Source organism: Terrabacter aeriphilus (genome assembly GCF_039542985.1).
Lineage (GTDB): Bacteria > Actinomycetota > Actinomycetes > Actinomycetales > Dermatophilaceae > Terrabacter > Terrabacter aeriphilus.
The window spans coordinates 40,115-60,619 of the sequence record NZ_BAABIW010000004.1 but is presented as its reverse complement, the minus strand read 5'-3'; the positions used below and the strand labels follow the sequence as shown (position 1 = coordinate 60,619).

Genomic DNA, 20,505 nt, shown 5'->3' with positions numbered 1-20,505 from the left:
GGGCCTATAGCTCAGACGGTTAGAGCGCTTCCCTGATAAGGAAGAGGTCGGAGGTTCAAGTCCTCCTAGGCCCACCATCACCGCCACCACGGAGAGGATCCACGAATGCTCAAGCGTCTCGCCCTCGTCGGTGGAGCCGTCGCGGGTCTCGTGTTCCTCCGCAAGAAGGCCAGCCAGCAGAAGGCCGAGCAGGACCTCTGGTCCCAGGCCACCGACGACGTGCACGCACCGGTTGCCCCGGCCGCGAGTGCTCCGGCGGCCGACGAGGCCTCCACCTCGTCCTGAGGCCGCACCCCAGCCGGGGGCCATGGCGCAATTGGTAGCGCACCTGCTTTGCAAGCAGGGGGTTAGGGGTTCGAGTCCCCTTGGCTCCACCATCTCGTCCGCAACACACCGAGCAGGCCACAACCCACCGCGATCCGATCCCGGTGGGTTGCGTCTTTCTCGGTGTGCTGCGTTCGAGGCGTTTTGCGGTGAAATGGTCCGTGATGCGGACCACGGTGTGATGCAAACTTCATCGAACCCCTCGCGCTCCCGGTGTTTCTCCGTCTAGACTGTGATGCAGCGAAGGGTTGGGCCCGCACGAACCGCGCCCAGCCCTTCTGCTTGTGCTGGCTCGCGCTGTCCCCCTGTCGGTGCGAGCCAGCTCAAGCAGAGAAGGACCCGGATGCCTCTGGCACCCGGGTCCTTCTCTGTGTGCTGCTCGATCGCGCCCGAGGGCGGTACGTCAGCTGCCGGCGTCGTCGCCGCGCTCGGCGCGGGTCTTCGCCGAGCCGCGCGACGAGTCGGTCGTCGAGGCGCCGTTGATGGTGCCTCCCTCGACGGCGTCGGAGGTGATGGCGTCGGAGTCGGGGCTCGGGTCGACCGCGGTGACCTGGCCCTCCGCCTCGGCGGCGAGCTCGTCGGCCGTGTCGCCGGCCTTCGAGGCCAGCTCGTCGGCCTTGTCGCCCGCCTTGTCGGCGGCGTCCTCGAGCGCGTCGGAGGCCTCGTCGATCGCCTCGCCCGAGCGGTCCTTGGCGTCGGCCAGGGCCGACTGGCCCTTGGCGGCCAGGTCGCCGGCCTTGTCCTTGGCGGCGTCGGCGAGCTCGGCGCCCTTCTCCTTGGCCTTGCTCGCGGCGTCGCTGACGGCCTCCTTGGCGTGGCCCACCTGCTCGGCCGCCTTGTCCTTCAGGCCCCCGTCGGTGCCCGCCCGCGAGTCGAGCGGCGTGGCCCACGGGTCGTCGGCCTGCTGCTGCTTGCGGAACGCGGCGACGGCAGCCACCGCGGCGGCGGTGAGGCCGATCGCGATGAGCCAGCGGCCACGGGTCCGCTTGCGCTTGGCCACGGCGTCGCCCTTGAGCACGGCGTAGGCGTCCTGCGCGCGGTGCCCGCCGACGGCGGCCGTCTCCCTGGCCTGCGAGGCGGCCTGCTCGAGGTGCGGCGTCGCCGCGTCCCGAGCCTGCTCGGCGCCCGCAGCGATGGCGGCGGCGGCCGAGGCGAGCGCGGCACCGACCTTCGGCAGCACGCTGTCGACGAGCGTCGACTGAGCGTGCTCCACGTGCGGCTTGGCGCGGCCGGCCGCCTCGTGGAAAGCGTCTCCGGCAGCGTCCTTGGCCGTGGCCGCCGCGTCGGTCAGGCGCTCGCGCGCGGTGTCGGCGGCGTCGTGCAGCACGGGCGAGGCCGCGGCACGGGCGGCGTGGAGCCGGTCACGCGTCACGTCGGCCGCGTCGTGCAGCGCGCTGTCCGCCGCGTCGCGAGCGGCGTCGCGCGCGGCTGCGGCGCGGTCCTTGGCCGCGGCTGCGGCCGAACCGGCCGTGTCCTTGGCGCTGTCGCGCAGCGACTCGAGATGGTCGCCCGCAGTGGCGCCGAGATCGGCCGCCGCGTCACGGGCCTGGTCCACGGCAGCCTCCGCGCGGGACTGCTTGGTTCCGAACATTCGTCCTCCTAGGTCCTGAAGTTCTTACCCATCCTGCCAACTTCCGCGACGCGCGGCACCGGCTGCTACCGAGCACGTGTGCCGTGCGGTGGTGTGGCCGGGCCCGCCCGTCACGGTCGTGCTCAGCTCGGGGGGTCCTGACGAGGCGCGGGAGCGTGCCCGGTGCCCTCGGCGTCCTCGGGGGTCGGCAGGTCGGCGGCCGCGCCGGGGTGGGCGGTGGTGGCCGTCGGCGGGTGGTCGAGACCGAGCACCGTGTCCTCCAGCGCGGTGTCGCGCAGGGCCTCCTGCGTGGGCACGGGGAGGTCGGCGGCCGCGGCGTCGAAGCCGGGCTCGTGCAGGGGCGCCGGCGGGTCGATCGGCTCGGGGGGGTCGAGGTGGCTCGCGGTCACCGGCTCGGGAGCGTCGGGGTCGACGGGGAAGGTGCCGGACGTCGCCGCGCCGGCCGCCGTGGTTCCCGGCCCGTGGCCCTCGGCGACCTTGTCGACGCCGCGGTCGACCTGCTCGCGCACCTTGGCGACCTTGTCGGCGTACTTGCCCTCGGTCTTCTCGTCGATCTTGGCCGAGGCCGTCTCGACGTAGCCGTCGATCTTCTCGCGGTTCTCGGCCGCGAAGTCGCCGGCCTTCTCGCGGGCCTGGGCGGCGGCCTGCGTGGCCGCCTCCTGCAGCTGCTTGGCCTTGGTCTCGAGGTCGAGCTCCTCGGCCTTCTTCTTCAGCTTGTCGAGAAACGACATCGGCACTCCGTCCTGCGCCGGGCGGGCCGGCGGCTCCTGGGTCGAGTCCTGCACCTGTGGTGGGGACGATCCTTCTCCTTGGCCAACGGTGGGTCCACCCCGAGCGTTCCGCCGCCGTCCGTCGCATACCCGGGCGCACGGCATACGTGCTCGGTCGTGCGAGGATTGGGCTCATGAAGGCAACCCTGCACACGAACCACGGTGACATCGTCATCGACCTCTTCGAGCACCAGGCGCCCAAGACCGTCGAGAACTTCGTCGGCCTCGCCAAGGGTGAGAAGGAGTACAAGGACGACGCCGGTCGCACGAACCCGACCCCGTTCTACGACGGCCTGATCTTCCACCGCATCATCCCGAACTTCATGATCCAGGGCGGCTGCCCCATCGGTCAGGGCTTCGGTGGCCCGGGCTACGCGTTCGACGACGAGATCAGCCCCGACAAGGACTTCACCAAGCCCTACATCCTCGCCATGGCCAACGCCGGCAAGCGCATGGGCAAGGGCACCAACGGCTCGCAGTTCTTCATCACCACGGCCGCGACGACGTGGCTGCAGGGCAAGCACACGATCTTCGGCGAGGTCGCCGACCAGGCCTCGCGCGACGTCGTCGACAAGATCGGCGCCGTCCCGACCGGCCAGAACGACAAGCCGGTCGAGGACGTCGTCATCAACTCGGTGAGCATCGAGGACTGAGCAGCTCCGCCGAGTTCGAACCTCTGAGCTCGACACCAGGAGCTCGAGCAATCGAGCCCGACCACACGGACGCGACCGGCAGGGGGAACCCGATGTCAGAGAACCCGACCAGCGAATCGCAGGGCCAGCCGTGGCAGCCCGGCCGCTCCGGCGAGCCGCCTGCCGCGGCGGGGGTCCCGCAGCCCGCTGCCGGTCCGTCCGTGTGCCCGCGCCACCCCGACCGCGAGGCCTACGTCCGGTGCCAGCGGTGCGGCCGGCCGGCCTGCCCCGAGTGCCAGCGGCCGGCGGCCGTCGGCATCCAGTGCGTCGACTGCGTGCGTGAGGCCGCCCTCACGACGCCCGGCGCGCGCACCGTCTTCGGCGGCCGCGCGACCGACGGCACCCCGGTCGTCACCTACGCGATCATCGGCATCTGCGCCCTCGTCTACCTCGCGCAGCGTGCGAGCAGCCAGGTGACGGCCGACTTCAGCTTCCTCCCGGCGCTCGGTTGGACCGAGCCGTGGCGCTTCGTCTCGGCGGCCTTCCTGCACTCGCCGTCGACGTTCTTCCACATCTTCCTCAACATGTTCGCGCTGTGGTCGCTCGGGCAGTACCTCGAGCCGATGCTCGGCCGGGCCCGCTTCGCCGCGCTCTACCTGATCAGCGGCATCGGTGGCCAGGTCGCCGTCACGCTGCTCGCCGGCACCCCGACGCTCCTCGGTCTGCAGACGGGTCGGGACGACGCCTGGCTCGCCCCGGTCGTCGGTGCGTCCGGCGCGATCTTCGGCCTCTTCGGCGCCCTGCTCGTGCTCAACCGGCACCTCGGGCGCTCGTCGACGGCGATGTACGCGACGATCGCGATCAACGCGGCCTTCGGCTTCCTCTACCCGAACATCTCGTGGCAGGCCCACCTCGGCGGCCTCGTCACCGGCGTCGTCTGCGCGGGCGCCGTCGTGGCCTTCCGCCGCCAGAACGTGCGCCACCTCGTCTGGGCCGCGCTCGGCGGCGTGCTCGCCCTGCTGGTGGCCGTCACGGTGGTCAAGTACCTCAGCCTTCCCGACGCCATCCGGATGATCGACTCGAGCAACTTCGGCTGATCCGCTCATCGAGCCCGCCATGCACCTGGTCTGCATCACCGGCCCGCCCGCCGTCGGCAAGATGACGGTGGGGCGGGCCGTCTGCGACCTCACCGGCTACCGCCTGTTCCACAACCACCTCTCGATCGAGCCGTTGCTGGGGATCTTCGAGTTCGGCACGCCCTCGTTCCAGCGGCTCAACGGCCTCATCCGGCGCGAGGTCATCGCCGAGGCGCTCACCGCCGACCTGCCCGGGCTCGTCTTCACCGTCGCCGTCGACCTCGACCACCCGGGCGACCGCACCGGCCTGCGCGAGCTCGTCGCCCCGGTCGAGCGGGCCGGCGCACCGGTCGACGTCGTCGAGCTCTACGCGCCGCAGCCGGTCCGGCTCGCCCGGGAGGGCCGCCCCGACCGGATGGACCACAAGCGCAGCAAGCGTGACGTCGACTGGGCCCGCGCGCACGTCGTGGACCTCGAGTCCCGAGCACGCTTCAGCACCGACCCGGCCCGGGACGGAGGGGCGCTGCTGCCCGGGCATCGCCACCTGCGGATGGACAACGCCCACGACGACGCCCGCGCGACGGCCGAGCGCGTCGTCGCCGAGCTGGGCCTGCCGCGCCGCTGACGCGCGCGCACGGGGGTTGTCCACCGCCTGTGGACAACCCTGTGGATGTAGTTACACACGTGTCATTCATCCCCAGCTGGGGACAACCCTGTGGACAACGCCACGTCCGGCGCCGTGAGAGTTGTGCACGGGCGTTGTCCACAGCTGTGGAATCGCGCAGCGTGCTCCGGACCGTCCACAGCTGTGGACGACCCGGGCCGTCCGCGGTGTGCACGGAGCGCGGGCGGTGTGGACACAGAAGGGGCCGCCCCCGTCGACGACGGAGGCGGCCCCTGAGCTGGTGCCGGCGGAGGCGCAGCGGGTGCTGACCCGAACGGTCAGCGCCACCGCATCGTCATGATGAAGCCACCCATGAGCAGGACGAACCCGATCCCGAGGTTCCAGACCCCGATCGAGCCGATGGGGTACTTGTACTCGGTCACGTAGTAGACGACGATCCACAGCAGCCCGAGGATGAGCAGCGTGATGAAGACGGGCGCCCACCAGGTGGGGTTGGGCTCGGCGGCCTTGCTCGTGCGGGGCGGGGTGTAGGCCGCCGCCTTGTGGTCGCGGCCTTTGGACTCGGGCACTGCAATCTCCTTGCTCTGAGTTGAGGCAAGGGTAACCAACAAGGCGCGCCACGTCGCCGAACGCAGCGCGCCCCGGGCAGCAAAGCTCCGCCTCGGGTCGGCGTGCCGGGTCCGACGAGGCACAATGGAGGCGGCGCGGAGGGTCCGCGCGAGCGGGGGACGCATGCCTGAGGAGATCGAGCCGGTCGCCACGGCGAGCACGGCTGACCCGGCTGCCACCGACCCCACCCCGCCCGCCACCGCCCGCCGGCCGAGCCCGCGCGTCACCTGGCGCCTGCTCGTGCCGCTCGTCACCGCGGCCGCGGGGCTGATGTTCGCGATGAGCTTCCAGGCCGCCCAGGGCCGCGACCTGCGCGCCGACCGCGACCTGCCCCAGCTCATCATGGAGGGCGACGACCGCGTGGCCGCCACGGCCGAGCAGCTCGACGCGCTCCAGCGCGAGGTCGAGGCGCTCTCCACGGCCAGCGCCCCCACCGACGAGCACCTCTCGAGCCTCACGCGCCGCGCCGAGGAGCTGTCGCCGACCACCGCGACGACCGCCGTGCGCGGGCCCGGCCTCGAGGTCGCGCTCGACGACGCCAAGCGCTCGGGCGACACCCTGCCCGACGGGTTCACCGGCGACGACGTCGTCGTGCACCAGCAGGACGTGCAGGCGGTCGTCAACGCGCTCTGGGCCTCCGGGGCCGAGGCGATGATGATCCAGGACCAGCGCGTCATCTCCACGAGCGCCGTCCGCTGCGTCGGCAACACCCTCATCCTGCAGGGCCGCGTCTACGCGCCGCCCTACCGCATCTCCGCGATCGGCGACGTCTCGCGCATGCAGCAGGGCCTCGACGCCGACCCGTCCGTGACGATCTACAAGCAGTACGTCGACGCGGTCGGCCTCGGCTACTCCGTGGCGACCCACGGCTCCCTCGAGTTCCCGGCCTACTCCGGCTCGGTCGACTTCCAGTACGCCACCCCGATGCGCTGACGCTCGCGCACGACCCAGACCGACCGACCCCAGCCCACCCGCGCCACACCCTCGAGCCCCGGAGGCCCGGCATGACCCGCATCCTTGTCGTCGACAACTACGACAGCTTCGTCTACACGATCGTCGGCTACCTCGAGCAGCTCGGCGCCGACTGCACCGTCGTGCGCAACGACGCCGTGCCCGCCACCGCCGCCGCCGACTACGACGGCGTGCTCGTCTCCCCCGGCCCCGGCACGCCCGAGCAGGCCGGCGTCTCGATGGACATCATCCGCGAGTGCGCCCGCCTCGCGAAGCCGATGTTCGGCGTCTGCCTCGGCCACCAGGCGCTCGGCGTCGTCGCCGGCGCGCGCGTCGGCCGCGCGCCCGAGCTGCTGCACGGCAAGACCTCGCTCGTGCACCACGACGGCGCCGGGGTGCTCGCCGGCCTCCCGAGCCCCTTCACGGCCACCCGCTACCACTCCCTGACGATCGAGCCCGAGACGCTGCCGGCCGAGCTCGTCGTGACCGGACGCACCGAGTCGGGCATCGTCATGGCCGTGCAGCACCGCGACCTGCCGCTGCACGGGGTGCAGTTCCACCCCGAGAGCGTGCTCACCGAGGGCGGGCACCGCATGCTCGCCAACTTCCTCGCCCTCACCGGCGACAGCGACGCCGTCGAGCGCTCGGCGGGGCTCAGCCCGCTCGTCACGGCCGCTGTCTGAGACGCCGAAGGGCCCCTCCCGCCGGGGAGGGGCCCTTCGTCATGCCGAGGCCGTATGCCGTGTGCTGCCGATGCGGTGCTCAGCCCGTGGAGGTGCCGGTCGGCGTCTCGCTCGGCGTCTCGCTGGGCGTCGTCGGGGTCGTCGGGGTCGTCGGGGGCAGCGTCGGGGTGATCGTGACCGTCGAGTTCGGCGTCCGGGCGACCTTGACCTCGATCGTGGTGCCGAGCTTGACGACGTCGCCGGCCTGGGCGACCGAGAGCACCTCGTCGGGGTTCTTGTCCGACTCGATGGGCGTCTTGCGGGGCTCGAGGCCGGCGTTCTGCAGGGCCACCGCGGCGAGGGCCCAGTCCTGGCCGACGAGGTTGGTCGGCACCTTGACGTTGCCGGTCGCGTAGTAGATGCGCACCTTCGAGCCCTTGGCGGCCACCGACTGCGCGGGCGGGTCGGTCTTGGTCACCTTGTTCTTGTCCTGGTCGGGCGTGTTCTCCTCGGTGAACCCGACGATGACGAAGCCGAGCTTCTCGAGGTCCTCGCGCGCCGTGTCCTTGTCGGAGCCGGTGACGTCGGGCACGGTGACGGTGTCGGGCCCCGAGCTGACGACGTAGGAGACGGTCGACTGCTCGGCCACCTTGGTGCCGGCCTTCGGGTCCTGGCTCACCACCTCGCCGACGGGCACCGTGCTGTCCGCGGCCAGGCTCTTGTCGCCCTTGAGGCCGTTCGTCGTCAGGGTGCGCGCGGCGACGTCCTCCGTCATGCCCTCGATGGTCGGCACGGCGACCGTGCGCACGTCGGGTGTCTGGTTGCCGAACCAGGTCGCGGCGCCCCAGCCGACGAGGCCGAGCACGGCGAGCACGAGCAGGGTGACCAGGGCCGCCTTGCCCTTGCTGCCCGAGCGCTCCTCCGGCTCGTCCTCCTCGTGCCCGACGGCGGGCAGCCCGGCCGTGTTCTCAGGTCGGCGGCCGACGGCGGGCTGCACCGCCGTCGGGGTGCCGGGGGCGGCATACGCCTGCGGCATCGTCTGGGTGGCGGCGGCGCCGACGGTCGCTGCGGTGCCCAGGGCGGCCGCGCTGATCTGCCGGCCGAGGCGCACGTTCTCGAGGTCCTGGCGGAAGGCCGTCGCGTCCTGGTAGCGGGCGTCGCGGTCCTTGGCCAGGGCGTGCAGGGTGACGGCGTCGAGGTCGCCGCCGACGGCGTCGTTCCACACGCTCGGCGGCTGCGGCAGCTCGCCGACGTGCTGGTAGGCGATCGCGACGGGCGAGTCCCCCGTGAACGGCGGCCGGCCGGCGAGCAGCTCGAAGAGCAGGCAGCCCGTCGAGTAGAGGTCGGAGCGGGCGTCCACGGTCTGGCCCTGGGCCTGCTCGGGCGAGAGGTACTGCGCGGTGCCGACGACCGACTGGGTCTGGGTCATCGTCGCGGCGGTGTCGGCGATGGCCCGGGCGATGCCGAAGTCCATCACCTTGACGTGACCGCTGCTCGTGATCATGACGTTGGCGGGCTTGATGTCGCGGTGGACGATCCCCATCCGGTGGCTGTAGGCCAGTGCGTCGAGGATGCCCTCGGTGACGCGGATCGCCTCGGCCGGGTCGAGCTGCTCGTGGTCGGTGACCTTCTGGCGCAGCGTCTGGCCGTCGACGTACTCCATGACGATGTAGGGCAGCGTCGCCCGGGTGCCGCCGGGACCGTCGGGCAGGTCCTCGTCCTCGCCGGAGTCGAAGATGGCCACGATCGAGGGATGGTTGAGCCCCGCGGCGGACTGCGCCTCGCGCCGGAAGCGCATGAGGAAGTTCGCGTCGCGGGCGAGGTCGGACCGCAGGATCTTGATGGCGACCTGCCGGCCGAGCCGGGCGTCGCGGCCGAGGTGGACGTCGGCCATGCCGCCACGGCCGATCAGCTCACCGACCTCGTAGCGTCCGCCGAGGACACGGGGTGCGCTGCTCACGTCGATCGCCTCTGCTCGTTCGGGAACTGGTCGTCCGGGTGCTGCGTCATCTCGATCCGCTCGTCGGGCGCGGGGGCCGCGCTGGTCGGGCTGGTCTGTCTGCTCGGGTGGTCGGTGGGTCCGCGTCGGTGGCTCATCGGCTCAGCACCGCCTCCATGACGTCGCGGGCGATGGGGGCGGCCACGCGCCCGCCGCCGACCTCGCTGCCCGTCACGCCACCGTCCTCGACGACGACGGCGACGGCGACCTTCGGGTCGGTGGCCGGGGCGAAGGAGATGAACCAGGCGTGCGGCGGCTTCTTCGGGTCGTGCTGGGCGGTGCCGGTCTTGCCGGCCACCTCGACGCCGTTGATCTGGGCGCGCGCGCCGCTGCCGTTGTCGACGACCGAGACCATCATCTTGGTCAGCGTCGACGCCGTCTCCGGCGAGACCGCCTGCGAGAGCTCGACCGGGTCGGGGGCGGAGGAGATGACGTCGAGGTTGGCGCTGCGCACCGACTGCACGAGGTAGGGCGTCATGACGCTGCCGCCGTTGGCGATGCCGGCCGCGACCATCGCCATCTGCAGCGGGGTGGTGCGCACGTCGTACTGCCCGATCGCGGCCTGGGCCGACTGCGGCGCGTTGAGGTCGGCCGGCACCGAGCTCGTCGCCACGCGCATCGGCACCTGGAGGGAGTCGCCGAAGCCGAACTTGGCTGCCTGCGCGCGCAGCTTCTCGCCGCCCAGCTCGAGACCGAGCGAGCCGAACGCGGTGTTGCACGAGATCTCGAGCGCGTGGATCAGGGTGGTCTCGTCGTTCGGCCCGCAGGCGCGGTCGTCCTCGTTGGGCAGCGGGGTGCTCGTCAGGGGCAGGTCGAGCTCGGCGGGGCCGGGCACCGTGCTGTTCTCGTCGCTGGCGACGCCGTTCTCGAGCGCGGCCGCAGCGGTCACGACCTTGAAGGTCGAGCCGGGCGGGTAGACGCCGCTGATGGCCCGGTTGAGGTAGGCCTTGTCGGGATCGGTCGAGAGCGACTGCCAGGCCTTGGCCGCCTTGCCGAGGTCGTGGCTCGAGAGCGGGTTGGGGTCGTAGGTCGGGTGGCTCACCATGGCGAGGATCGCGCCGGTCCTCGGGTCGAGCGCGACGACGGCGCCCTTGCTGTCGCCGAGCGCCTGGTCGGCGGCTGCCTGGGCCTTGGGGTCGATCGTCAGCTCGATCGTCGCGCCCGAGGTCTTGCGCCCGGTGATGAGGTCGGTGACCCGGCGCACGAAGAGCGCGTCGGCGTCGCCCGAGAGCAGGTCGTCCTCGGCGTGCTCCAGGCCGTAGGGGGCGCCGACGGCATACGAGTAGAAGCCGGTCAGCTGGGCGTAGAGCTCGCCCGCGGGGTAGCTGCGCAGGAAGCGGTACTGGTCCTGCACGGGCACCGACTTGGCGACGGCCTGGCCGCCGACGACGATCGAGCCGCGCTCGCGGGAGTACGTGTCGAGCAGCGTGCGCTTGTTCGTCGACATGGCGCCGAGCGACTTCGCCTGGACGAACTGCACGACCGTCGAGGCGACGAGCAGCGCCGTGAAGAGGCAGGCGATGACGACGGAGAGCCGGCGGATCGGGGTGTTCACGGCAGCTTCACCACCTGGGTCACCTCGGCGGGCGCGGGCTCGTCGGCCGCGACGCCGACGGGCATGTCGGGCATCGGTCGGCGGGCCTGGTCGGAGATGCGCAGCAGCAGCGCCATGATCACCCAGTTGGCGAGGAGCGAGGAGCCGCCGAGCGACATGAACGGGGTCGTGAGCCCGGTGAGCGGGATGACCCGCGTGACGCCGCCGATGACGATGAAGAGCTGGAAGGCCACCGAGAAGGCGAGGCCGATGGCGAGCAGCTTGCCAAAGCCGTCGCGCACGCCGAGGGCGGTGCGGATGCCGCGCTGGCAGAAGATGAGGTAGAGCACGATGATCGCCACCGAGCCGAAGAGCCCGAGCTCCTCGCCGAGGCTGGGGAAGATGAAGTCGCTCTCGGCGAACGAGGTGAGGTAGGGCCGGCCGGCGCCGAGCCCGGTGCCGGTGAGCCCGCCCGAGGCCATCCCCCAGAGGCCGTTGGCGAGCTGGTTCGAGCGCTCCAGGCTCTCCTGCGAGAACGGGTCGAGCCAGAGGTCGACGCGCTTCTGGAAGTGGCTGAACGCCGACAGGGCGAAGGCGACGGCCGCGCCGAAGAGGATGAGCCCGATGGCGATCCACGAGGTCCGCTCGGTCGCGACGTAGAGCATCGCGACGAAGAGGCCGAAGAAGAGCAGGGCCGAGCCGAGGTCCTTCTGGAAGACGAGGATGAGCAGGGCGAGGGCCCACGCGACGAGGATCGGGCCGAGGTCGCGCCCGCGGGGGAAGGTGAAGCCGAGCACCTTGCGGCCCGCGAGCGAGAGCACGTCGCGGGTCTGCACGAGGTAGCCGGCGAAGAAGACCGCGAGGGCGATCTTCGCGAACTCGCCCGGCTGGAAGTTGAGCGGACCGACCGAGATCCAGATCTGCGAGCCGTTGATGGTGCGCCCGAATCCGGGCAGGAGCGGCAGGAGCAGCAGCACGAAGCCGGCCGCCATGCTGATGTAGGTGTAGCGGCGCAGGAGGCGGTGGTCGCGCAGCACGAAGAGGACGACGACGGCGAGCACGACGGCGAGCGTCGTCCAGATCAGCTGGCGGTAGGCGTCGCCGTCGGTGCCGAGCCTGGCGCGGGCGAGGTCGAGCCGGTGGATCATGACGAGGCCGAGCCCGTTGAGCACCGTCGTGATCGGGAGCAGCACCGGGTCGGCGTAGGCGGCCTTCCAGCGCAGCACGAGGTGCACGACGAGCACGAGCACGGTGAAGCCGCCGGCCACCGGGATGACGTTGGCCGGGACGGTGCCGTTGCGGTTGAGGTCGGTCGTCACCCAGGCGAGCAGCACGATGCCGACGGCGAGCAGCAGGAGCAGCAGCTCGGCGTTGCGACGGGTGCGGGGCACGAGGGGCTCGACAGTGGTCGTCATGCACGACCTCCCGCGTGGCTCGTCGTGGACCCGCCGACCGCCACGGGGGGCGGGGTCGTCGGCGTGCCCCCGATGCGGGGCGTCGTGGGCCGGATCGTCGGGAGCAGCGTCGAGAACGGGTTGGTCGGGAGCGTCGTGGTGCCCGGCGCGGGCGTCGTCGAGCCGGGTGCCGGCGTCGTCGAGCCCGGCGTCGGGGTGGCTGGCGTCGTCGGCACCGTGGAGGGGGTGGGGGTCGTGCCGCACGGCGTGCCGGTGAGGGCGAGGCGCTGGCAGCGCTCCGCCTCGGTACGCAGGGCGGCGACCTTCGTCTCGGCGTCCGCGAGGTCGCGGGCCGGGATGGTGTTGCCGAGCGAGCCCTGCACGTCGGCCGGGAGGTCGGAGACGAGCACGTCGGACGGGGACTCGACGTGCGAGAGCCGGATCGGCCCGAGGTCCTGCGAGACGCCCCGGAAGATCGCGACGTGCGCGCCGTCGGCCGCGACGAAGTACTGCTTCTGCGACCACGCCCACGCGGCGTAGCCCCCGGCGCCGAGCACCGCCGCCACGATCACGACGCCCAGGGAGGCGCGCACGAGCCGCGACCGGCGCGAGCGGCCGCCGTCCTCGGCGAGCTCGGGGCCGTCGTCGTCGGCGTCGGCGCGGCCGGTGGCCTCGCGGGAGAGCGCGGCCGCCTTGGCGGCCGGGCTCGTCGGGATGGCCCGGGTGCGGTTGCGCAGCCGCTTGCCCGCCGCGCCCACGACCTGCGGCACCGTGCCGGGCAGGTCGTCGCCGTCGGCGTCGACGACCTCGGCCACGATGACCGTGACGTTGTCGCGCGTGCTCGCCTTGAGCGCCACTTCGATGCAGCGGTCGGCTGCCTCGTCGGGGGTGCGGGCCGCGCGGAGGATCTCCTCGATGACGTCGGCGCCGACGAAGTCGGAGAGGCCGTCGGAGCAGAGCAGGAAGCGGTCGCCGATCTTGGCCTCGCGCAGCGAGGTATCCGGTTCGTCGTCGGGCTGGCCGGTCATGACGCGCGTCACGACCGAGCGCTGCGGGTGGCTGCTCGCCTCCTCGCGCGAGAGCCGGCCCTCGTCGATGAGCTGCTGGACGAACGAGTGGTCCTTGGTGATCTGCGTGAAGGTCTCACCGCGCAGCATGAAGGCGCGCGAGTCGCCGATGTGGGCCATGGCGAGCTTGTTGCCGGTGCGCAGCATGACGATCGTCGTGCTGCCCATCCCGGCGAGCTCGGCGTTCTCGCGCATCGCCGAGGTCAGCTTGGCGTTGGCCGAGTGCAGCGACTCCTCGAGCAGCGCGATGGCCTGGTCGGCCGTCACGTCCTCCTCGTCGAGGGGAGCGAGCTCGCCGACGATCATCGAGCTCGCGACATCGCCCGCGGCGTGCCCACCCATCCCGTCGGCGAGGACGAGCAGGTTGGGGCCGGCATACCCCGAGTCCTCGTTGCGGGACTTGGGTCCCAGCCCGAGGTCGGAGCGTGCGGCGTAGCGCAGGGCGATGGCCACCGGTCAGCCTCGCAGTTCGAGCACGGTCTTGCCGATGCGCAGGGTGGTCCCGATCTCGACGGGCCGCGAGCCGGTGAGCCGGTCACGGCCGATGAAGGTGCCGTTCGTCGAGCCGAGGTCCTCGACGACCCAGCCCTCGCGGTCGGAGGGGTCGCGGTAGATGCGGCAGTGGCGGCCCGAGGCGTAGTCGTCGTCGAGCACGAGGGCGCACTCCGGGTTGCGGCCGATGAGCACGCCGCCGCTGCGCAGCGGCAGCGACGTGCCGGTGAGCGGGCCCTCGGTGACGACGAGGGTCGTCGGGGTGCCCTTGCTCCGGCCGCGGCGGCGGCCCGAGCCGGCCTCCGGGGCGGGGGCGGCCGCGACACCGGCGCCGGCCGCGCCGGCGGCCGCCGGGGCGGGCGCACCGCGCGCCGGGCGCTTGGCCTCGGTGGCCTGCGCCTTCTTGAGGGCCTTGCGCTGGCTGCGGCGGCTCACGGCCGTGCCGTAGATGTCGGTGCGCAGCACCCCCACGACGCTGAAGATGAAGATCCACAGCAGCGCGAGCAGACCCAGCCGGAGCAGGGTCAGGGTGAGTTCACTCATGCGTCACCACACGTCATCGGGCTCACCGGCGACCGGCGCGGAAGGTCGCGGTCGTGCGGCCGATCGTCAGGCGGTCGCCGTCCTGAAGGCGCTGGCTCGACACCCGCTCGCTGTTGACGAAGGTGCCGTTCGTCGAGTTGAGGTCGCGGATCGAGGTGACGAGGTGCGGGCCGTCGGTCGTCACCCGGATCTCGCTGTGCCGGCGCGAGACGCCGGCATCGTCGATGACGATGTCGGCGCTCTCGTCGCGCCCAAGCGTCGTGAGGCTGCCGAGCAGCGGGTAGCGGTCGCCGTTGATGTCGAGCCACGGGCGCGCCGACGGGTTGGAGCGGGGCGCGGGGCGGGTCACCGGCTGCTCGTCGACGACGGTGCCGGCCGGGGTCTGGGCCCGGTGCTGCGGGGCGGGAGCGGGGCGCCCCTGCTCGGCGTCGGTGCCGGCGCGCTTCGCCGTGGCCGGGCGCACCCGGAAGACGCCGGTCTCGAGGCCCTCGCCCTCGACGAGCTGCACCTCGAAGGCCGCGCCGGGCTGGTAGCCCTGCGAGTCGGCGTGCTCCTGGGCGGCGGCGACGAGGTCGTCGGAGAGGTCGTCCTCGTAGTCCTCGAGGCGCTCGTAGTCGGTCTGGCTCAGCTCGATCGTGTAGAGGTTGGGCACCATGGCCCGCCCGTGGCCGAGCAGCGCGGCGCGGTCGTCCATGGCCCGGCGGATGGCCGAGGCGATCTCGACCGGCTGCACCTCGGACTTGAACGCCTTGGCGAAGGCCTGGTGGACAGCCTTGGCGAGACCGTGCTCGACACGGTTGATGATTCCCACGCCGTCTCCTCCTCCTCGGTGAGCGCTCCTGTCGGGCGCTTCATCGTAGCCGGGTCACGCCGACCGACCTCCAGCCGCGCGGGCCGGGCGACCGCTCCCGGTGCCCTCCTTCCGCCTTCCCGACGCCCTCCCGGCGTCCCGGTGGTCCACCCGATTTGCCGTTCCCGGTCGTCATGGGACGATCCTCCGGGGAGCCGCGAGGGCTCCTCGCACGTGCATTACCGGCAAGGAGCGCTCGATGAGCAACGACGACACCAGGAGCAACGGCGCAGGCGGGCAGGGGCTGCCCGGCTACACCGCCAACCACGGCGTGCCCGGTGGTTTCGTCCTGCCGATCCCCGGCGCGTCGACCTCGAGGCCCCCCGCCGACGAGCCGACCGACCCGTGGAGCTCGACGTGGCACGACCCGTCGCTGACCGCGGGCCCGGCGACGCCGGAGCACGGCGAGACCGCGCCCGACGCCGATCCTGACGCCGAGCCTGACGCCGAGCCCGCCGCCCCGCTCATCGACTCCACCCCGTCGCACTGGTCGACCTCGACCGAGCCGACGTATGCCGGCTGGTCGCCCGCGGGTGCGCCCACCACCGACGTCGCCACCGACCCCGAGCCGGCGCCCCACGTCGCCGCCGACGTGGCCGGCACCACCCACGCTGCCGGCGCGCACGACGACGCGAGCGGTACGGCATACGGCCGCGGTGCGGGTGCGGGCGGCGACGGACCGAGCGCCGACGAGCTGATGTCGGCGCGCTCGAAGGGCGCGCGCCAGAAGCTCAAGGCCGACTCGGGGCTGCGCAAGGCCTTCGGCCTGGGCCCCAGCCGCCGCGAGCTCGCCGAGCGCGACCGGCTCGACCGCATCGCCCGGCCGATCACCGGCCGCAAGACGATCATGGTCATCAACACCAAGGGCGGCGGCGGCAAGACGCTCGTCACGCTCATGCTCGCCAGCTACCTCGGGCGCTACCGCTCGGGCTCGGTGCTCGCGTGGGACAACAACGAGACCGAGGGCACGCTCGGCATGCGGGCGCCCTCGCAGAGCCACCACCGCACCGTCGTCGACCTGCTCGGCGCGCTCCCGCAGATCGCGAACGACCCCAACGCCGGCACGTCGGAGCTCGAGCACTGGGTGCGCGAGCAGCGCGGCCTCTCCTTCGACGTGCTCGCCTCCGCCGACGACGACGAGGCGATGCGGATCATCGGCGAGCAGGAGTTCGAGGACCTGCACACGCAGCTCTCGCGCTTCTACCGGATGATCGTCGTCGACACGGGCAACAACCGGCTCTCGCCGAACTGGCTCGCGGCCGCGTCGCACGCCGACATGCTCGTCTTCGCGACCTCGCTCAAGGACGACACGTCGGTCGTGGCCGCCAAGAACCTCGACGCGCTCGTCGCGATGGGCCGCGGCGACCTCGTGCGCAACGCCGTCTGCGTCATCTCGCACACGTCGGCCAAGGGCAGCGACGTCGGCGCGGGCGTGCACACGCGCGAGCACTTCGAGCAGTGGGTGCGCGCCGTCGTCGACATCCCCTACGACCCGATGCTCTCGCCGGGCCTGCACCTCGACCCGCTCAAGATCGCCCGCCGCACGCACGAGGCGTGCATGGAGATGACCGCGGTCGTCGTCGACGGGCTCTGAGCCCGGGGGCTGCCTCCCGACGCCCCACCCGTCGCCCCACCCGTCGCCCAAGGCGTGTGCCGTCCCCGTCCTGTGCGGCGCGGCTCAGTCGTCCTCGGCGAACCGGTGGTAGGCCTCCGCGGCCGCCTGCAGGTAGCGGTGGATCGCGTCGCGCTCGGCGGGCGTGAAGTCGGCCGTGATCGCGTCGAGCCGGTCGAGCAGCCCGCGCAGCTGACCCCGCACCTGGGTCGAGGCCGACTCGGTGGGCACGAGCCGCACCCGGCGCCGGTCGCTCGTGTCGCGCTCGCGCAGCAGGTGGCCGGCGGCCTCGAGCCGGTCGACGACGTCGGTCATGGCGGCCGGGGTGATGCCGAGGCGGGTGCTCAGCTCGCGTGGGCCGAGGTGACCGTCGGAGGCGGCCACGTGGCTCATCGCCGACAGCTCGGTCGGGTGCATCCGCATCCGCCGCGCCAGGGCGCCCGACGCCTCGGCCTCGGCCGCGCCGAGCACCCGCAGGGCCCACGTCTCGGGCTCGTGGCTGCGGCGGGACGTGCTCTCCGGAGGCGGGATTGCCATGGCTGGATCCTACTGCTTCCATATGTTCAGGGGATCTAAAGACCTGGTCGAGACCGAGGAGGCGTCATGGCGGCGGACACGGGAGCGGCAGCCGTGCCGCGGGGCGGCGACCGGCGCCGGTGGTTCGGGCTCGTCGCGATCAGCGTGGCGGTGGCCCTCATCATCGTCGACTCGACGATCGTCAACGTCGCGGTGCCCTACGTCGTCAGCGACCTCGACCTCACGTCGTCGCAGGTGCAGTGGGTGCAGGAGTCCTACACGCTCGTCTTCGCGGCGACCCTGCTCATCTGGGGCACCGTGGCCGACCGCATCGGCCGCCGCCGGATGCTGCTCATCGGCGTCGTCGTCTTCGTGCTCGCGTCGGTGCTCGCGGCCCTCGTCGGGTCGGGCACCGCCCTCATCGGCGCGCGCATCGTGCAGGGCTTCGGCGGCGCGATGATCCTGCCGACGACGCTCTCGCTCATCAACGCCGGCTTCCAGGGCCGCGAGCGCGGCATCGCCTTCGCCGTCTGGGGCTCGACGATCGGCGGCATGGTGGCCGTCGGCCCGCTCCTCGGTGGCTGGCTCACGACCTCGTTCTCGTGGCGCTGGGCGTTCGGCATCAACCTGCCGATCGGACTGCTCATCGTCGCGGGCGTGGCGCTCTTCGTCGACGAGTCGCGCTCGTCGCGGCGCGAGCGGATCGACCTCGTCGGGGCCGTGCTCTCCGCCGTCACCTTCGCCGCCCTCGCGTTCGGGCTCATCGAGGGGCGCACCTACGGGTGGTGGGCCGTCACGAAGCCCTTCGAGCTCGGGCCCTGGACGTGGGCGAGCGGCCCCTCGCCGGTGGCGGTCGCCTTCGCGGTGACCCTCGTGGCCGGCGCCACCTTCGTCGTGCGCACGCTGCGGCGCACGGCCGCGGGCCGGCCCACGCTCTTCCGCTTCGACCTCTTCGGCATCCGCTCGTTCCGCAACGGCAACGTCGCCGCCATGATCGTCAGCCTCGGCGAGTTCGGCATCGTGCTCTCGCTGCCGCTGTGGCTGCAGAACGTCATCGGCTACACGGCGTTCCAGACCGGCCTCGTGCTGCTCGGGCTCGCGGTCGGCTCCTTCGCGGCGAGCGGGCTCGTGGCGGTGCTGAGCTCGCGGCTCGCGCCTCCCCAGATCGTGCGGATCGGCATCGTCGCCGAGATCGTCGGCGTCGCAGCGCTCGGCTTCGTCATCGGCCCGTCGACGTCCTGGGGCGCCGTGGTGCCCTGCCTCTTCGTCTACGGCTTCGGCGTCGGGCTCGCCACGGCGCAGCTGACGGGCGTCGTGCTCGTCGACGTGCCGGTCGAGCGCAGCGGCGAGGGCTCGGGCCTGCAGTCGACGGCGCGCCAGATCGGCTCGGCCCTCGGCATCGCCGTCCTCGGCACCGTGCTCTTCACCTCGGCCGGCGCCCGCCTCGACTCCGGCCTCGCCGGGCTCGGGGTGCCCGAGAGCGGTCGCACCGCCGTCGTCGACGCCGTCGTCGAGAGCGCGGGCGGCGCCATCCCGGCGCTCTCGCGCGACCCGCGGACCGCCCCCGCGGCCGCCGTCGCCGAGCAGGCCTTCTCCGACGCCACGCGGTATGCCGCCTTCACCGCCGCCGGGTTCCTCGTGCTCGGCCTGCTCGCCACCTTCTCGCTCGGTGGCTCGGGCGGTCCCGCTGGTGCGGGTGGTCCGGGCGGCGCGGGCGCCGGCCGGCACCGGCCCGGGTATGCCGACCGGCCCGACGCGGACGCCCCGGCGGTCACCTGAGCCGGGCTGACGGCATACGGGAGCGGGCGGACCGGACGGACCGGACGGGGGCGGCGGCGTGCCCGGTTTGGTGATCCCGGGCGGCATGCAGCACACTGTCTCCTTGTCACGCGCGAGTGGCGGAACGGCAGACGCGCTGGCTTCAGGTGCCAGTGTCCGAAAGGGCGTGGGGGTTCAAATCCCCCCTCGCGCACGCGATGACGAAGGGCCCCGGTTCACAGAACCGGGGCCCTTCCGCGTGTGGTGGGGCCCTCTCGTGCGTGGTTCCGGGCGTCGTCGTGGCGGTGGGCCGGTCGGCGTTCGGCAGGGGCCCGCGGGGGGTACGTAGAGCGCGCCGATGGCCGGGGGGCGTCGCAGCAGACCCCGAACCCGGGGCAGACCGTGCGTCGACCGGGTCCCGTACCATGACCGCTGACGAAGGCCCCGAGATGTCACGTGACGCTGCACCTTCGACCGAGAGGCTGAGGTGCTCCTGAGATGAACCGCTTGCAGGAAGGCTTCGTCCTCGGCGGGCGCTACCACCTCGAGCGCCGCATCGCCTCCGGCGGCATGGCCGACGTCTGGGCCGGCACCGACGGGGTGCTGCAGCGCGAGGTGGCCGTCAAGGTGATGCGCCCCGACGCCGACCACGAGCGGCTCTTCGCGCTCCGCTTCCGCGACGAGGCCGTGCACTCGGCCGCGCTGCTGCACACGAACATCGCCACGGTCTTCGACTACGGCGAGGACGAGGGACTCGCGTTCCTCGTCATGGAGCTCGTCAACGGCGAGCCGCTCTCGGCGCTGCTCAGCCGGCGCGGTGCCCTGCCCCCGGCCGAGGTCCGCTCGATCATGGGCCAGGCCGCGCTGGCGCTCGGCGTCGCGCACGAGGCCCGGGTCGTGCACCGGGACGTCAAGCCGGCCAACATCATGGTGCGCGACGACGGGCTCGTGAAGCTCACCGACTTCGGCATCGCCCGGGCGCTCGACGCGTCCGGCCACACGCAGCACGGCGAGATGCTGGGCACGCCCAACTACATCAGCCCCGAGCAGGCGCTCGGGCACGCCGCCACGGGCGCGAGCGACCTCTACGCACTCGGGGTCGTGGCGCACGAGATGCTCTCGGGGCAGCGGCCGTTCGACCGCGGCACCCCGATCGCGACCGCGCTCAGCCACGTCAACGAGCCGACGCCGCCGCTGCCCGACGACGTGCCGGACGACCTGCGCGACCTCATCACCGAGTGCCTCGAGAAGGACCCCGAGAAGCGGCCGGCGAACGCCGCGGCCGTCGCGGTGCGCCTCGGCCTCGGCGACCAGGAGCTGCGCGGCCTCGCCCTCGGCCTCGCGACCGCCATCAACGGCTCGCCGGCGGAGATGCTCGACGAGGTCGACGGTCTCACCGGCACCGTGCGTGACGACACGAGACCGGGCAGCCCGGTCGAGCGGGGCGACCGGGACGCCCTGACCTCCACGCAGCGCATGCCGGCCACGCTCGCCGACTGA

19 protein-coding genes and 3 tRNA genes are annotated in these 20,505 nt (G+C 72.6%); 12 read left to right on the top strand and 10 right to left on the bottom strand.

The annotated features are described in order from the left end of the window. The 3 genes from ABD979_RS01900 (at window position 1) to ABD979_RS01890 (ending at window position 377) form a co-directional block, all read left to right on the top strand. Window positions 1-77: transfer RNA gene (locus ABD979_RS01900), tRNA-Ile, on the top strand. Window positions 78-105: 28 nt separating this feature from the next. Then, window positions 106-285 carry a DLW-39 family protein gene (locus tag ABD979_RS01895; protein WP_345505734.1) on the top strand — a complete coding sequence of 60 codons (180 nt, stop codon included), beginning with the start codon at window positions 106-108 and terminating at the stop codon, window positions 283-285. A gap of 16 nt (window positions 286-301) precedes the next feature. Beyond that, window positions 302-377 (top strand) — tRNA-Ala (locus ABD979_RS01890). A gap of 350 nt (window positions 378-727) precedes the next feature. Here the strand turns inward: ABD979_RS01890 and ABD979_RS01885 are convergent. Then, entirely contained in the window at window positions 728-1,915 is a 1,188-nt protein-coding gene (locus ABD979_RS01885) for a hypothetical protein (protein ID WP_345505733.1), read from the bottom strand. A gap of 122 nt (window positions 1,916-2,037) precedes the next feature. Beyond that, on the bottom strand, window positions 2,038-2,700 hold the full coding sequence (locus tag ABD979_RS01880) for an antitoxin (RefSeq protein WP_345505732.1): 663 nt from the start codon (window positions 2,698-2,700) through the stop codon (window positions 2,038-2,040). A 119-nt stretch (window positions 2,701-2,819) separates the two neighbouring features. Between ABD979_RS01880 and ABD979_RS01875 the strand changes: the two genes are divergently transcribed. The 3 genes from ABD979_RS01875 to ABD979_RS01865 all read left to right on the top strand — a co-directional run bounded on the left by ABD979_RS01875 (window position 2,820) and on the right by ABD979_RS01865 (window position 5,018). Next, window positions 2,820-3,338 carry a peptidylprolyl isomerase gene (locus tag ABD979_RS01875; protein ID WP_345505731.1) on the top strand — a complete coding sequence of 173 codons (519 nt, stop codon included), beginning with the start codon at window positions 2,820-2,822 and terminating at the stop codon, window positions 3,336-3,338. Between the two features lie 92 nt (window positions 3,339-3,430). After that, window positions 3,431-4,414 carry a rhomboid family intramembrane serine protease gene (locus tag ABD979_RS01870; RefSeq protein ID WP_345505730.1) on the top strand — a complete coding sequence of 328 codons (984 nt, stop codon included), beginning with the start codon at window positions 3,431-3,433 and terminating at the stop codon, window positions 4,412-4,414. Between the two features lie 19 nt (window positions 4,415-4,433). After that, window positions 4,434-5,018 (top strand): P-loop nucleotide/nucleoside kinase family protein, encoded by a 585-nt coding sequence (locus ABD979_RS01865; protein ID WP_345505729.1) that lies wholly within the window; start codon window positions 4,434-4,436, stop codon window positions 5,016-5,018. Between the two features lie 317 nt (window positions 5,019-5,335). Here the strand turns inward: ABD979_RS01865 and ABD979_RS01860 are convergent, their stop codons facing one another. Continuing rightward, window positions 5,336-5,587, bottom strand: coding sequence for a cell division protein CrgA (locus tag ABD979_RS01860; protein ID WP_345505728.1), 252 nt, complete (start codon window positions 5,585-5,587; stop codon window positions 5,336-5,338). A gap of 163 nt (window positions 5,588-5,750) precedes the next feature. Here ABD979_RS01860 and ABD979_RS01855 point away from each other — a divergent pair, with 163 nt between their 5' ends. Both ABD979_RS01855 and ABD979_RS01850 read left to right on the top strand, forming a co-directional pair. Then, complete coding sequence (locus ABD979_RS01855) at window positions 5,751-6,560, top strand: DUF881 domain-containing protein (RefSeq protein ID WP_345505727.1); 810 nt, start codon at window positions 5,751-5,753, stop codon at window positions 6,558-6,560. Between the two features lie 71 nt (window positions 6,561-6,631). Next, complete coding sequence (locus ABD979_RS01850; protein WP_345505726.1) at window positions 6,632-7,261, top strand: aminodeoxychorismate/anthranilate synthase component II; 630 nt, start codon at window positions 6,632-6,634, stop codon at window positions 7,259-7,261. Window positions 7,262-7,340: 79 nt separating this feature from the next. On the opposite strand, the gene pknB is transcribed toward ABD979_RS01850, so the two are convergent. The 6 genes from pknB to ABD979_RS01820 all read right to left on the bottom strand — a co-directional run bounded on the left by pknB (window position 7,341) and on the right by ABD979_RS01820 (window position 15,080). Continuing rightward, window positions 7,341-9,200 carry a Stk1 family PASTA domain-containing Ser/Thr kinase gene (gene pknB / locus ABD979_RS01845; RefSeq protein ID WP_345505725.1) on the bottom strand — a complete coding sequence of 620 codons (1,860 nt, stop codon included), beginning with the start codon at window positions 9,198-9,200 and terminating at the stop codon, window positions 7,341-7,343. 133 nt (window positions 9,201-9,333) lie between these two features. Beyond that, window positions 9,334-10,794 (bottom strand): peptidoglycan D,D-transpeptidase FtsI family protein, encoded by a 1,461-nt coding sequence (locus ABD979_RS01840; RefSeq protein ID WP_345505724.1) that lies wholly within the window; start codon window positions 10,792-10,794, stop codon window positions 9,334-9,336. Then, window positions 10,791-12,188, bottom strand: coding sequence for an FtsW/RodA/SpoVE family cell cycle protein (locus ABD979_RS01835; protein ID WP_345505723.1), 1,398 nt, complete (start codon window positions 12,186-12,188; stop codon window positions 10,791-10,793). The genes ABD979_RS01840 and ABD979_RS01835 overlap by 4 nt, the downstream gene beginning before the upstream one ends. Continuing rightward, complete coding sequence (locus ABD979_RS01830) at window positions 12,185-13,687, bottom strand: PP2C family protein-serine/threonine phosphatase (RefSeq protein WP_345505722.1); 1,503 nt, start codon at window positions 13,685-13,687, stop codon at window positions 12,185-12,187. The genes ABD979_RS01835 and ABD979_RS01830 overlap by 4 nt, the downstream gene beginning before the upstream one ends. A 3-nt stretch (window positions 13,688-13,690) precedes the next feature. Next, window positions 13,691-14,269, bottom strand: a complete 579-nt coding sequence (locus ABD979_RS01825) for an FHA domain-containing protein FhaB/FipA (protein ID WP_345505721.1) — start codon at window positions 14,267-14,269, stop codon at window positions 13,691-13,693. A gap of 22 nt (window positions 14,270-14,291) precedes the next feature. Then, complete coding sequence (locus ABD979_RS01820) at window positions 14,292-15,080, bottom strand: FHA domain-containing protein (RefSeq protein WP_345505720.1); 789 nt, start codon at window positions 15,078-15,080, stop codon at window positions 14,292-14,294. Window positions 15,081-15,318: 238 nt separating this feature from the next. Between ABD979_RS01820 and ABD979_RS01815 the strand changes: the two genes are divergently transcribed. Continuing rightward, entirely contained in the window at window positions 15,319-16,713 is a 1,395-nt protein-coding gene (locus tag ABD979_RS01815) for a MinD/ParA family ATP-binding protein (RefSeq protein ID WP_345505719.1), read from the top strand. 84 nt (window positions 16,714-16,797) lie between these two features. Here ABD979_RS01815 and ABD979_RS01810 read toward each other — a convergent pair whose 3' ends face one another. Continuing rightward, window positions 16,798-17,268: a MarR family winged helix-turn-helix transcriptional regulator gene (locus tag ABD979_RS01810; protein ID WP_345505718.1), complete on the bottom strand. Its 471-nt coding sequence runs from the start codon at window positions 17,266-17,268 to the stop codon at window positions 16,798-16,800. 66 nt (window positions 17,269-17,334) lie between these two features. Between ABD979_RS01810 and ABD979_RS01805 the strand changes: the two genes are divergently transcribed. The 3 genes from ABD979_RS01805 to ABD979_RS01795 all read left to right on the top strand — a co-directional run bounded on the left by ABD979_RS01805 (window position 17,335) and on the right by ABD979_RS01795 (window position 20,505). Beyond that, a complete protein-coding gene (locus ABD979_RS01805; RefSeq protein WP_345505717.1) occupies window positions 17,335-19,026 on the top strand; it encodes a DHA2 family efflux MFS transporter permease subunit in 1,692 nt (563 codons plus the stop codon). A 110-nt stretch (window positions 19,027-19,136) separates the two neighbouring features. Further along, window positions 19,137-19,219, top strand: a tRNA-Leu gene (locus ABD979_RS01800). Between the two features lie 284 nt (window positions 19,220-19,503). Continuing rightward, window positions 19,504-20,505 carry a serine/threonine-protein kinase gene (locus ABD979_RS01795; RefSeq protein WP_345505716.1) on the top strand — a complete coding sequence of 334 codons (1,002 nt, stop codon included), beginning with the start codon at window positions 19,504-19,506 and terminating at the stop codon, window positions 20,503-20,505.